Raw genomic sequence first — 13733 nt, forward strand, 5'->3', positions numbered from 1 at the left:
GTTGTCCCAGACGGTCAGCTCCGCGTCGATGTCTGGGAGCAGCACCGCAAGCGGCCCTTCGGCCCGGCCGGGGACGCGTCGCGATGGCCAGCTCACCTGACCGTGCGACCGTTCCCGATCGCTGGGGCCCCTCGACTTCCGGTCGAGGGGCCCCAGCGAGTGCTTCTGCCCCTGTATCTGCTGGCCGTAGCCGGTCGGTCACGGCAATGACGTCATGAGACGAGGCACTGTTCACCAAGTTCGGCGGGCGTCGAAATTGAGGTCTTCTCTGCGGGCTGAGTCGATCTGTCTGTTTGCGTAGTCCTGCAGTGCGGCGTACAGCCGCTCCTCCGGAGAGCCGGCGCGCAGCGTCGCCCGGACTTCCGTGGCGCGCTGCAGGATCTCAAGATCTTGCGGGTACGGTTCGCCGGGGGAGGCCGATTTTGATCCGTTTGTTACGGAGCTCATCAGCCTGCCGCCGACCTTGCGGTACAGCTCCTCCGAGAGCTGAACGGCGGCGCTCAGCACCTCGGCCACGAACTGGGGCTCCTCCCAGAGGAGTCCGCGATGTGCGCCGCTCAGCAGTGGCGCAACAGCGTCTATTCGCTGGTGCTCACCCGACCTGAATACCTCCAGCAGCACGTCACGTGCGGCGCTGGCGTACACGTTGCCGGCGACGGTCGCGAAGAGCTTGGTGCCGTACAGCTCGCGCCGCCAGGGGTGCTCACGCTCTTCTTCGAACCATCGTGTCAGCCTCCGCAATAGCTCGACGCGGCGCGCGCTGTTCGTGAAGGGGGATCGGGCGTGCCAGGCGAAGGGCAGTGGATCGAAGCCCGGCTTGGGATCCTGCTCCCACGACTCCAGCCGTGCCAGCAGCAGGTCCAACGCCTCGTCTTCGTGACTTTCCGACAGGGCCGCGATGGCCGACTTGACTCGAGGGTCATCGATCGTCCGTGTCTTGGCCAACTCCGCCAGACACCCTTTCCGTTGCTCCGGGGTGAACTCGGACCACGACAGGCCGGCCGGGTCGATGAATGCCCAGCAGAAGTCCGCCGCGCCTCGCGCCAGACCGGAGAACGGAACTGAGCAGATAAGCGCGATGGCGTCTTCGCGCGAAGCCGCATTGCGGATCATCGAGACGGCCAGGCGCAAGACATCCGTGCCCATGGCGCTGTCGGCACGGGTGGCCAGCTGACGGGCAATCGCGAGTTCGTGTGGATGCAGTACGTCCCCTGCCGCCAGCCGTGCCGCGCTGGCCCGGAGCACGGCGCGGACCGGTGCGGCGCGACTGGCGTCCGCAAGTTCCGCCGCCATCTGCCAGGCGACGTCGGGCTCGTCCTTCCACAGGGCTTTCAACGCCTGCGGAAGGACAAGCTCCGCTGTGATGTCGCTGCACTCCAGGGCCCCACGGATGATTGCCGCCGCACGCGTAGGTCGTTCCGAGGCCATGCCGGCGATGAGGGCCGTGCAACCTGGCGGAGCCTCGGCGAACATCTGCATCCCGTGCTCCAGCAGGTCGCGCAAGACGTCCCAGGCCGTGGCGTCGTCCCAAGCTGTGGCCTGGGAGGATGCCTCTGCCAGCCGACGGCTCCAGCTGTTTTCGGTCGCTTCATAGTCGTAGTCCTCGCCTACCGACCATTCGTGGCAGTCGCTGTGCAGCAGTACGGCAAGCCGGTGCGGAAGCGAGTCGGGCAGGGCTTCCAGCACGACGCGCGCTGCGGCCGCAGCATCCGGAGAGCCGTACGCCACATGCCAGTGGACCGACCGCCGCACGGCCAGCGCCACCAACGGCCCGGGCCGGACTTCACGTGTGCGCGCGGCCAACGCCTCCAGGGCGGGCACCAGCCAGTCTGCGAACTGCCCGACCTGGCCGCTGAGAGCCTCCGCGAAACTCCGTGCCGCCACGCCCGCCCTCATACGGTCCGCCGAGCCGTACGCCTCGAGCAGTACCCGGTACGCCCGGTCGCGCACCGGCGCCACACGCTCAGCCAGCAGCGGCAGACGCGAGATGGTGAGCATCCGGCCGTCGAACTCGTGTCCCTCCGCCACGGGCTCGAAGATCCGGTCCAGCAGGGCGAATGGCATTCGGTCGGCGGTGCGCACCGGGCCTTGCTGCGCCCATCGGGCGACCGCTTCGACCACCGCTTCCTGGTAGAGCAAGGGCTTGTCGGGTGAGTAGGAGGCGAGGTCGCTCAATAGCCCCAGTGCCGACTGGGAGGACGAGCGGAGGGGACGCATGTCGTGCTGTCCGAGTTTCCACAGCAGGTCGAGGGCCTCACCGAGATGCTCGGGGTCCTGCGCAACCGCAGCCAGCACCGGAGGAACGTCGTCCAGCAGGCGAGGCGCATTGGCCGGGCCGGCCTCCACCTCTGGACGTAGGAGGCCGAGGACACGCCGTGGCTGGAACGGGGCGATGTTGCCTATGACTTTCAGGAGATGGCTGCGGGTCGAGGCATCGCCGTCGGTGTACTCCTGTTCGATGGTGTGCCACAGCGGCTCGAAGGGGGACCGGCCGGTCGGCCTGAGCCGGCTCCACTGCCAGTCCACTCGGCCAGCGTTGACCAGTGCGTTTGTCAGCGGTTCTCCGGCGGTCTCGGCCAGGACGCGCTCGAGAAAGCCGGTGGAGGCGCCGGTGTCCGGATTGATGGCGGCCTCGGCCAGCAGCACATCGCCCAGGAGATCAGGAAGGATCCGGTGCGAGGCACCCCTGCGTGCCAGCACTCCGCTGCTCACCAGCCGGCGCAGCTGGACCTGAAGGACGCTGTCAGGGGTGCCGAGCAGTGCCGCCATGGACTTGACGAAGCGCGGGACATCCGTGCGCACGGGCTGCAGAGCCGCGACGGTGTGCAGCACGGCTCGGTCCTGGTCGCGCGTCGCCGGGTCCGTCAGCGCCGTTTCGATGAACGCTTCCACCACCTCCCGGTGCAGGCGGACATCGCTCTCCATCCGCTGGGGATCGAGCCTGCCGCGCGCGATCTCCACCGCGCTGAACACCAGTAGGAACGGTGAATCACCCACGGTCGCGGCAAGTCGGCGGGCCAGGTGCCGCTTCGCCTCGCCGAGCGCCTGTTCTGCGAGTCGGGAGGCATCTCGCGTTGAGAGTTCGCCGAGTTCCCACGTGGAAACCCGCGCGTCGTCCACCCGCACCTGCCTGAACGTCCCCCTGAGTACTGTCGTGCCGGACGGTCGGGTGGAGACGACCAGGACGGCCCCGGGCCGTTCACGGCGGAGTGCCCGGATGATCACCGCCAACTCGTCGGGACGTTGGTGGGCGTCCTCGATGATGACGAGCAGACTGTCGTGTTCCGGCAGTTGCTCAACAACATGCTGATGGACGCCCTCGGTGGCGAGCAGCACTTGCACGACGCCTTCAGAGCGGCGGGCGAACTCTGCCGCGAGCGTCTGCAGCACACGGCTCTTGCCGCCGCCCGCCGCGCCCACGAGGACACCGATCCTGCCCTCGGTGTCGTCATCACCCAAAGCGAAGGAGAGCAGTTGTTCAACGAGATCGGATCGTCCGACCAGGTCCCAATGATGGCTGAAGTATGCGGCAGCCTGCGGATCGTCGAACGCTTCCTGCGGTGTGAGCCACGGATTAGGCGCGCCGGGATCCGCGTGAAAATACTGATTAACCGTCAGATTGCCGTTTTGTACTGCGTTTGTCGTGCCAGCGTGCGTCGCTGAGTTGATCTGAACAGAAGCGTGCGTGCCAGAGTCCCTAGCGTCAGGAGACGTACTGCCTGGCCCGCTCTTCATGTCCATCGTGCGTCCTTCTTCTCGGCTACGTCAGAAACTGCGGCGCGGGGTACGGAAGCTGGCGAGCAGGCGGGCGGCGAGCTCCTCGGCGACGCTGTCGCTCTTGGCGTTCAGCTCTTTCATGGTGAGCGATTCGTCCGGGTGGACTCCCAAGAGGTGGTGTCTCATCGGGAACTGGGCTGTGCTGCGGGGCAAGCGGCTCATGGTGTCTTCGCTGACCATGGTGGCTGGATCGATACCGATACCCAGGGCGACGGACAGCGGGTCGGGCAGTGGCAGCCGGACGAGGAGAGCCAGTAGCCGGGCGATCTGCTGGGGCAGCTCAACCGGGTCGAGTACGGCTCCCATGTCGTCGTGGGGGAGCGGCTGCCATGCGGAGCGTTGTCCTGTGCGCAGGACTGCCAGTCCGGTAGTGCCTTGGCCGCTGTCCGGTGTGGTCACCAGAGTGTGCTGGTCGTCGGCAGCTGTATCGAGTAGCTCGGAGAGAGTGAAGAAGCCGTCTTCCCGGCCGGTGCGGATGAGTTGGTCACCGAGCTGGGCCAGTTTGCGTACCTCAATGCGGCTGCCGGAAGGGATCGGGACGAGATGGATCTCCAGGCTGGCTGCACTCGTACTGAAGGGTGAGTTGTGGCCCGTTCTGCGCCAGCTCACCTCGACGGTGTCGGACATCGGCTCCCACTGCGGGCTCGAGCCGTCGGCCGTTGGCTGCCTACCTCCGTTGTGCGGGGTGCGCGCGGTGCCGACCTCTGCGGAACTAGCGGCGGGATAGGCGTTGGAGGCCGAGGCCGAGGCCGAGGGGGCGAGCGCCGTGATCACGGTGATGGCGGCCGCGGCGGCGTGAGCGGCTGCCTGGGGCTGGCTTCCTCCCGCGTCCGCCGTGTGCTTGAGGCCGTCGGCCTTGTCGCTGATGCCGCGGATGGTAAGGGCCTGCAGTTGGTCGGCGAGGTGTGCCGCGCGGGCGAAGCCGGCGCTCTCCATCTCGATCGCCACCGCGTCGTTGTACGCGTGGTGCAGTTGGGCTGAGAGCGCACTGTCGGCGGAGTTGAGTACGACGTCGCCGGAGGCGATGGGCTTGAGGTGCACGGCGGGCGGGCGCGGTGGCCGCTGGCTGCGGATGTGCGAGGTCCACTCGTCGGACCGCAGGGCATGACGGGCGGCCTGTTCAAGCCGGTGGGAGGCCTCCCACGTGTTCGGGCGGGACAGGAACTGGGCGGGGTCCTGCTTGCCGCTTTGATAGGCGTAGATCTTGGTCGCAACCACGACGTCACCGAGCTCGACGTCGTCCTTGAGACCTCCGGCGACTCCGACGAAGAGCAGGGCGGCCGGCTGCAGCCATGAGTTGATCCGCTCGGTGAGGGCGGCGGCATTCGTATTGCCCTCACCGATCTCGGCGATCGCCACCCGCCAGGGCGTGCCCGGCAGTGAGCCCTCCTCGATCCGGGTCCCCGCCTCGTGCTCTGCGCTCTCCAGGTTCGTCAAGTGCACGCGCACCGCCTCGTACTCCAGAGGAAGTGCGGTCAGGACCACCACACGGGGGCTGGTCGGTTGGATCAAGGCAGATTCCTTGTCGCTGTCGGTGAGGGCGCTCGGCGGCAGCCGGAGATCGCACTTCACGGCTGAGCATCGCATCACGGCAATGCCTGTGGCCGGGGCCAGAGGACATGGGCGAGGTTGGAGCCTGGGTGGGTCATTCGTCCAGCCGTTGCAGTGCTGGGGCACTCGGGTGTTGTGCGAGTGCGAGGCCGTCGACCACCGCCCGATAGTGGGGGCGGGCAGAAGCGGTCACCTCAGAGCGGAGGTCCTGCAGCCATTCGACAAGCAAGAACCCCGCCGAGTCGACCGCTCCGTTGCTGCTGACGCAGAGCTGCCGGACCCACCGCATACCCGGCTCGATCTGTTCATGGATCGGTTGTGCCTTGAGGAACCCGACTAGATTGTCGATGGCGAACCTCTCTGTGCCCGCAGAGGTGGTCCAGCTGTCGATCAGGTCACGCAGAGGGCCCAACGTCAGCCACGTGCGCCGGGCCCTGGCCAGCGTGCTGTCCACATGCAAGTCCGCGCCGGACGGCGTGGGGTTGGGGACCAGCTCTTCCATCAGCCGCTCCTGGTGTCCGAAGCGGTCAACCTGCTCGGTAGGCAGTGGGCGGGTCAGAACCGATTCCATGATGTGAGGCCAGACAACGCCGAGAGTTTTCGCCAGCTCGGGACTGTAAGTGGCGGCAATCTTCAGGCCGTGCAGGAGATGGCTGAGCGCCGCGGGGGACACCGTGAGCGTGTCTACGAAGCCGGTCATCACCGTCGGCTCTTCGGCACCGCTACGAAGGAGCGCTTCCGCCACCGCACCATGCTCTTCCGAGTGCCGGTGGTATCCATCGTCGCCCCAAACGCAGGCCGCGCGCGCATAGGCGTCCAGAACCGAGGCTCGCACTGACAGGGCCTGGGCCGTCCGGCAATGCTGCAGCCGGGCGGCCTCAAGGATCGCAGGCAGCGCCGTGCCTAGGACGGGGAGCGACAGCTCCTCGCCGGTCAGCTGGTCCAGCGCCGCCGCAGGCGGACGCAAGGACTCTGCGCGAGAGGCAAGGAGGCTGTTGGCGTCCTCGACCACGAGACGGAGGCCGGCTTCCACGGCCTCCCACGCCACGGCGTGGTGGCACGAGCCCACTGTGGCCGAGCACGGGGCGGACCACAACGGACGCAGCCCTTCGGCGGCGTAGGCCCGCACCTCATGGACCGGGTGCGCGCTACACCGCAGGACAGCTTCACGGATACGCCCGACACGCTCAGTGCCAAGAGGGCCCCTGGCCAACAACGCGACCGTCGGCAGAAGACTGCGTGGTAGTGCGAGGGCCGCCTGACGGCCGCCCTCCCAAGGCTGGATCGCTTCAGACACATCCGCATCGAGATGCGCAGGGCAGTCGAGGATGACCTCCGTCAGAAGATCGACCGACCAGCAGAGCTCCTCGACCGCCACCAGGGTTCCATTCGCCGCCGCGCACACGGCGGCCGCAGCAACCGCATACACGCCGCCGAGCCTCTGCGCGCTGCCATCCCCGTGGTCGAGAAGGCTCTGTGCCGTCTGGAGGTCCCTCGCCAACTGGCTAGGTTCTGTCAGCGTCGGCGGACCAATGCGGCCGGGAAGATCCTGGTGCAGCGCATATCGGTTGAGCAACTCATACTGCTTGGACGTGAGGTCCGACCGGCCACGGCGCCGCTCAAGCTCCTGCCGGATGGCCTCGGACGGTTGTACCTCGACGGCTGCCTGACCGCCGTCTCTCACCAGAACGAAACGTTCACAGTCCAGGTGATCGGCCCAGAACCTGAGTGTCAGGTCATCAAAGACATCGGTCGCGGCTGAACGAAGCCGTCCTGCAACGGCCTGCAATCGTGCCGCGGCCGCGTTGTCCCCACGTCGTTTGGCATCGATAACCAGAGACATCGCCACCTGGGCGGGGGAGAGTTTCAGGTGCTCCTCGCCCGGGAGCTCGCTACTCCTGCGGAACGTCATGTCGGCGACGGTGCGACCGTTCTCAAGCTCCCAGACCAGGGGTGAGCCCAGGAAGCCGTCCAACTCGTCGCTGATTTCGTCCAGATGCCGTACCAAAATGCCGTAGGCGAGGCCGGCCCCGGCCACGGTCCCCACCCGTCTGAGCACCAGTTCCGCAGCCCTGCGAGCTGGCATGACACGGCCCTGGACCAGCTGGTCCAGCCAACGGTCGAGAGCCATGAGCGCGCTCATGCACGGCTGTGGGCCGTTCAGGGCGCCTCGATACCAGGACCAGGCGTCCCCGCGGCCGGGATACTCGCAGTCTCCCGTTCCCAGGAAGTCGCCACGCAGAGCCGGGGCAGAAGCGCTGTCCGGATCCGGCTCGTCTCCGCTCTTGTACCGGTCCTCCGGCCGGACAGCGGCAGCCAAAAGCGTGCTGATCAGCTCCATGCAGCGCACGGGATCCGTCTGCAGCAGGGAGAAGAACGGCCCCCGCCACCAGGCAGCCTGCCCTCGTGAGCGGATGCCGAGGTACTCATGCTTTCCCACTGAACGGCCCCGCACCTCACCACGCAGACGCAGCGGGTCCGCCGACGGCGCGTAGTAGGCCGCTGCGAGCTCCGTGAGCAGCGCCGGGTTCGTCGTGGCGAGGCACCGGGCAGACCCGCCACGGTCCACTGCCGGCATCAAAGTGTGGGCGCGTTCGCGGGCCAGCCGTCGCAGCAGGGTGTCGGCGGCGTCGTCCCGATCCGCACCGAGCAGTGCCAGCGCCTCGATGAACGCGGGCGTGGGGAACTTGGGCACCGATCGAAACATCGCCTCGCGCAGTTGGACCCGCACCGGCCGGTAGTCCGGAACGCCGTCCCCCAGGATCTCTTGTTCGGAGACACTCCGCAGCCACGTCACCACGAGCGTGTCGCACGGCTCGCTGCGGTAGTCCGTGAAGACATCCGTGTGCTCTGCCAGCCAGGCGACGACCGGGGCCGCGACGAGCGGATCGCCATCCTCACCGAAGCGCAACGTCACGCAGCGCAGCAGCTCGCTTAGAAGCTCGGGGCGGCGCACCAGGTCCTCAGTCAGTGCGGCGAGAGCCTCGGCGCACCACCCTGAGGACAGCACCGCCTCCCAGGGAACCTCGTTCCACCGCGATCCGTGCGTGGCCGCCAACTGCTTGAACTGCTGGTGCACCTGGTTCCACCGCGTGAGGAACCCTCCGGCCGCATCCGCCCCAGACCGCAGCCTGATCTGGCAGAAGATACGGCCGGCGCGAATGGCCCACCGCGGCCCGTGGAGGTCCAGCAGGGACAGGCCGTCGTCCAGCAGCAGACGCTTGGTGGTGGCGTAGTCCCGCAGTACATCGTGGGCGAAAGCGTGCTCCTCGTTCGAAGTCGCCGACGACTCGCCGAGCGGAGCGAGGATGCCGTCGGAGCGCAGTGAAGCCAGTGCAGGGCCGGGGAGGGACGGTGCGCGGCGGCCGGTCAGCCGTCCTTCTGCCAGAGAGACGAGCGCCGCTCCGCGGTCTTCAGGCACTACCCCGTTGGCCATCCGCTGGTTGTTCAGCACGAACGCGAGCCAGACATGGGTGTAGACCTCGGCCTCACTCGCCAGCTGAGCAGGCAGTGCTGCGCTCCGCCTGACGGACCGCAGCAGCAGATCGATGAGGGCGATCCGGCGCAGCAGCCAGCGTGATCGGGGATCACTGGCGAGCCGTGCCAACTCCGGCGCCGAGGCCAGGATCTCGGCGATCTCCCGGTCGTCCAAGGACGGCACGATGACTTCGCCGACATCTGTGCACCCAGCCCGGTCCAGCAGGTCCCGGAGAGTGTCCGCCGCGTCGTCCCGGCTGACCAGAACAGCGGTGAGCCCGGCACCCATCGCTGCCTCCACGGCTTCCACGATGAGGCTTTCGAGCCCCTCCTGAGCGGCTTCAGCACCGTCCAGGACCAGAATTCCGTGAGGAGCAGATGCTCTCGATGTGCCGTCCTGGGCCCCGAGTGCGTGGATGAGTTCGTCCAAGCCGCCCGCGTACGAGGACATTGCCGGCACAGCGGCCGCCAGGACGTGTACGGACCGGGTGCGCAGTTCGTCGATGGACCGCAAGACCAGAGCGGTCTTGCCGACACCGGGTTCCCCTCGGACGAGGAGCACATGACCTGCCTGGGCCGTGCTGAGGGCATCGGTCAGGGAGGCCAGCGGAGTCTCACGTTCCATTGCCAGAACCTGGCCCGGAGCGATGCTCAACGTGCCGGGAGTGCGCCGCAGACTTCTCTCCCATTGCGTGAAGAGCCGCTGCGCATCAGGTCCGAGGAAGTTGTTGATGATCTGGTTGCCGTGCTGGACGGCGTTGACCGTGCCACCGGTATCGGCGCTATTGGTCTGTGCCATCGAAAGGTCTTCGACGGGGTGCGGATTTCCGAGCTGCGGACCATCGGCCTGCTCGTCGCCCCCGCTCACCGCTCGGTCGCTTGCGACCCGTGATGGTTGATGGTGAGCGAGCCGTTCTGAACGGCGTTGACCACACCCTTGCGGTCCGCCGTGTTGACCTGTGTCAGCCCTTGCACCGCCGCACCATCAGATGTGCAGGAGCCCTGCCCGTCGACACCGCCTTCACCGACGCCGAGGGGAAGGGCAGTGAGAGCAGTCATCGCCGCTGCTGCGGCGTGGGCCGCGGCGACCTCCTGCATACCGCGAGCATCGGCCGACGCTTTCGCGCCGTCAGCGTAGTCGCTGATGCCCCGGATCGTCAGGGTCTTGACTCCGCCGATAGCAGCCGCCTCGGCCAGCCCTGCGCTTTCCATCTCCACGGCCACCGCATCATTGAAGACACGGGTGAGCCGCTCACGCAGCTCGGAATCCATCGAACTCAGCAAGGTCTCACCAGCCGCGACGGGTTTGAAGTGCGCCGTAGGCGGACCGTCTGACTCGAAGGCTTTTGCATGTACGCGGCCGGTCCACTCGGTTCCGCGCAGCGCATGCTTCGCGGCCTGCAGCAGATCGTGCGAGGCCGTCCAGGCCGCTGGACGTGCGAACACCTCGTCGGATACGTGCTTGGCCCCGTCGTACGCATAAATCCTGCTTGCGACCACGACATCGCCCAGTCTCACATCGGGCTTCAAGCTGCCTGCTACCCCGACGAAGATGATTGCCCGGGGTGTGAACCGAGTCCTTGCTTGCTCGGCCATCACCGCTGTCGGCCGGTTCCCCGGTCCCACCTCCGCGAGAACGACCTGACGACCCGAGCCTGCGACCTCACCGGCTTCGAACCATGTCCCCTCGTGCACCACTCGGCGCGGATTGATGAGGTGTGCACGCACGGCCTCGTACTCCAGACCGATAGCCGTCAGCACAACGACCGGATTATGTAGACCGAACTCACCTACGAGCAAAGGATGTTCCCCTCACGACCGCAACGTCTGCTGAGCCTACCGCCGCCTCACCGCAGCCCCGTCCCACCCTCGGCGCCGCTCTCGAGTTGATCAGCCCGACCACATCGGAACGGCCTCTGATTTCCTTCCCATCACTCCTTGGCGGGTACAGAATTGGCCGTCGACGCACCTTCGCCCCGAACCTCTAGGACCAGGCGTGACAGCCACAGATGACATCACCATTGGCAAGCTGATCCTGGCTGAGTACGACAGAGTGAAGGAAGAACAGAAGACCCGGATAGGTTTCCGGGACAACCTCCTCTACGTCACCCTGGCCGCGATGGTGACGGTACTGATCGGCGCTGCCCAGACACGCCACGCCGAACTGCTGCTGGCACTGCCCGCCGCCACGTCCGTCCTGGGGTGGACATACCTGGTGAACGACGAGAAGATCAGCGCGATCGGCCGCTACATACGGACCGATCTCGGGCCCCGTCTGAGCGCACTCGCAGGGGAACCGGAAAGCCTCTTCGGATGGGAGGCGGCGCACCGACGCGATACCCGCCGGGCCCAGCGCAAGGTAATCCAGTGCGCGGTGGATCTCACCGCTTTTGCCGCGGTACCGCTGGCGGCTTTGACTGCCTTCTGGGTCTACGGAGCGGGCGCGGCCGTCCCGCTTGTCGTCTCCCTGCTTGAGGTCGTGGCCGTCGCCGCTCTGGCGGTCCAGATCACTCTTTACGCCGACACTGGGCCTTAGTGTGCCTTCTCGTTCATGGTGAAGCTGTGTTCTCGGCCTGGCCTGTGTAGATGTGGGCAGCTGAGAGACGCTGAAGCGGATGTTCAATAGCGCTTGGCCTGCAAGGTGGGAGAAGGCCCCATCTTGGAGTGAGGGTTCCTGGGCCGGGTGGAGGTTCATCAGGACTGGCTGTGTTCGGAGATATCCGTAGCGCTCGGATCGCGTCTGCGGCCGACTACGGCGAGAGGCAAGGGCGCCCGCCGGGGGGGCTCAGCCGCGGCCGGTTGTTCGTGGGCAGCATGGCGGGGGAGCTGTTGCGGCCCTCCTTGAAGTGAGCAGTCCTTCGAGGCTGACCTGGGCGTTGCTCGGTTTGGTGAGGCGGACGCGCTGAGATCTACTGATGGGTAATATTTCACGTTGCGTCGACTTGCGTCATTTGACCTGCAGTTTTCTTGGATCTGCTCAATGCGAGCGTGGGTTGCTCAGCGTTGCGGAGCCGCCGGTAGTGATGATCGATGGAGCGCTGTGGTTGCGACCTTCTCCACTGCCCGGCCGACGGCTTGGTGAGGTGCCACAGGTGCCGACAGTGCGTCTCCGCTGGTGTCGTCTCGTTGGCTGGGCCGCTGCCGTGCGGAGTTGCTGATCTGCACGGCGGTTGAATGGACGAGCTGGCAGATCCGGCGTCAAGTGACGGGCTCGGTATGTCGTGGCACTGGTGACGCGAACGGCTCGGTCAAGAAGCGGGGCAGGTGCTCAGCCCAAAAGGGGACCAGTCCCGGCCCATGGTCTTGTTCGTGCCGTTTCTCGGTGGGATGTCAGTGCCTGCTCCTAGTCTCTCTGTCATGACATCAGCGATGCCTCAGTAGCTGTTGTCGTTCCGATCTTGAAGGGTGTGTGTCGAACGGGAGTCTCGATCGGGTGATCGCGGCTGTCTGCGGGCATGAGTACAGGGCCTCTTGGTAGCTCGGGGTTGCGAAGCCAACCGAGTTCCAGGAGACCCTGTTGCCGCAGTTGTACGCGCTCGCGCCGCTGGAGTTCAACTCGGCTGCACCGAGGTGTGATTGTGTCGCTCACCCGGAACGTGTTCGGCGGTATCCCTCGGACATGACGGACTCGGAGTGGGCCGTGGTCCGGCCGCTGCTGCCGGTGCCGGGCTGGATGCGTGGCCGGGGCGGGCAGCCGGAGGCGTACTGCCACCGCGCGATACTCGATGCGATCCGCTACCTGGTCGACAACGGCATCAAGTGGCGGGCGGTGCCGGCCGACTTCCCACCGTGGGACCGGGTCTATGCGTTCTTTCGCCGCTGGCGTGACCACGGCCTGGTCAAGGAGTTCCACGACCGGCTGCGCGGGCAGGTCCGCACCGATCTGGACCGGGATGCCGAGCCGACGGCCGGGGTGATCGACTCGCAGTCCGTCAAAGCGGACGCTGTCGTCGGGTCGGACAGCCGCGGGTTCGACGGCGGGAAGCTCGTCAACGGGCGCAAGCGGCACGTCGTGGTCGACACCCTTGGCCTACTGCTGGACATGATGGTCACCGCCGCGGACATCGGCGACCGCGCCGCCGCGCGAGTCCTGCTCGGGCGGGTGACCGATACGCACCACCGGCTCGCCCTCGTCTGGGCCGACGGCGGCTACACCGGCGTGCTCGTGGATCACTGCCTGACCACGCTCGCACTGGTGCTGACGGTCGTCAGACGCAGCGACGACCAGAAGGGCTTCGTGGTGCTGCCCAAGCGATGGATCGTCGAGCGGTTCTTCGCCCACCTGATGCGCACCCGTCGCCTGGCACGCGACTACGAACGCCGCACCACCAGCGCCGAAGCGGTGATCTACTGGTCGATGATCCTGCTCATGACCCGCCGTCTTGCCCGACGACGTTCACGCCCGGAGCCGGCGTGAACCGGCCCGGCGCGGTCTCGGCCAGCCAACCACGAGCGACGAGGCGTTTCGCCTTCGACCGCAAAGCTTCCACCCGTGCCGGCACCACGTCCATGCCGAACGCGGCAGCCATCTCCTGGCAGGTCAGCGGCCCTTGATGGAGCCGGGCCCGGTCCGCGAGCACGGTGAGGATGCGCTGGTAGTCCACCGACAGCACCGACCAGGTCATTCCCTCACGCGACACAGGCACCCGTGATTTCGTCTTCGCCGCATCACGGGGCGGCACCGCACCCGGGGCGGCCTTCACGTCAGCGGTGTCGCCGCCGTCCGCAGCCAGCACCGTGTCGACCCGCCGACGGGCGATCGACCACTCCTGCCATTCCTTCTCGGCCGCGGCCAGTTCGGCCTGGATACGGTCTGCCTCCTCTCGCAGTCCGTCGACCCGACGACGAGCGACGCGCTCGTACTGTTCCAGCAGTCCCACGACCGACGGCATCCACGGCCTCCCCGAGAGCGGCAACACGACAGGCCA

Annotated in this window: 7 protein-coding genes; 2 read left to right on the forward strand and 5 right to left on the reverse strand. The window is 66.9% G+C overall.

What is annotated here, in order from left to right:
• Positions 1-231: 231 nt before the first annotated feature.
• From AB0E91_RS28560 to AB0E91_RS28575, 4 genes are all read right to left on the reverse strand, one after another.
• Entirely contained in the window at positions 232-3741 is a 3510-nt protein-coding gene (locus AB0E91_RS28560; RefSeq protein ID WP_361787751.1) for a hypothetical protein, read from the reverse strand.
• Between the two features lie 24 nt (positions 3742-3765).
• Complete coding sequence (locus AB0E91_RS28565; protein ID WP_361787753.1) at positions 3766-5349, reverse strand: 5'-methylthioadenosine/S-adenosylhomocysteine nucleosidase; 1584 nt, start codon at positions 5347-5349, stop codon at positions 3766-3768.
• A gap of 73 nt (positions 5350-5422) precedes the next feature.
• Positions 5423-9673 carry an ATP-binding protein gene (locus tag AB0E91_RS28570; protein WP_361787755.1) on the reverse strand — a complete coding sequence of 1417 codons (4251 nt, stop codon included), beginning with the start codon at positions 9671-9673 and terminating at the stop codon, positions 5423-5425.
• Positions 9670-10566 carry a 5'-methylthioadenosine/S-adenosylhomocysteine nucleosidase gene (locus AB0E91_RS28575; protein WP_361787757.1) on the reverse strand — a complete coding sequence of 299 codons (897 nt, stop codon included), beginning with the start codon at positions 10564-10566 and terminating at the stop codon, positions 9670-9672. The genes AB0E91_RS28570 and AB0E91_RS28575 overlap by 4 nt, the downstream gene beginning before the upstream one ends.
• A gap of 235 nt (positions 10567-10801) precedes the next feature.
• Between AB0E91_RS28575 and AB0E91_RS28580 the strand changes: the two genes are divergently transcribed.
• Positions 10802-11341 (forward strand): hypothetical protein, encoded by a 540-nt coding sequence (locus tag AB0E91_RS28580; protein ID WP_361787759.1) that lies wholly within the window; start codon positions 10802-10804, stop codon positions 11339-11341.
• A gap of 1083 nt (positions 11342-12424) precedes the next feature.
• Positions 12425-13222, forward strand: coding sequence for an IS5 family transposase (locus AB0E91_RS28585; protein ID WP_361787761.1), 798 nt, complete (start codon positions 12425-12427; stop codon positions 13220-13222).
• Here AB0E91_RS28585 and AB0E91_RS28590 read toward each other — a convergent pair.
• Entirely contained in the window at positions 13173-13697 is a 525-nt protein-coding gene (locus tag AB0E91_RS28590; protein ID WP_361787763.1) for a hypothetical protein, read from the reverse strand. The two genes, AB0E91_RS28585 and AB0E91_RS28590, sit on opposite strands and share 50 nt — an antisense overlap.
• Positions 13698-13733: the final 36 nt, after the last annotated feature.

Origin of the sequence: Streptomyces sp. NPDC026659 (assembly GCF_040638245.1) — a bacterium.
In the GTDB taxonomy this organism is placed as follows: Bacteria; Actinomycetota; Actinomycetes; order Streptomycetales; family Streptomycetaceae; genus Streptomyces.

Excerpts from the sequence above, each read along its gene's own strand:
- AB0E91_RS28560 (WP_361787751.1), bottom strand. The coding sequence starts at position 3,741 with ATGGACATGAAGAGCGGGCCAGGCAGTACGTCTCCTGACGCTAGGGAC.
- AB0E91_RS28585 (WP_361787761.1), top strand. The coding sequence starts at position 12,425 with ATGACGGACTCGGAGTGGGCCGTGGTCCGGCCGCTGCTGCCGGTGCCG.
- AB0E91_RS28590 (WP_361787763.1), bottom strand. The coding sequence starts at position 13,697 with ATGCCGTCGGTCGTGGGACTGCTGGAACAGTACGAGCGCGTCGCTCGT.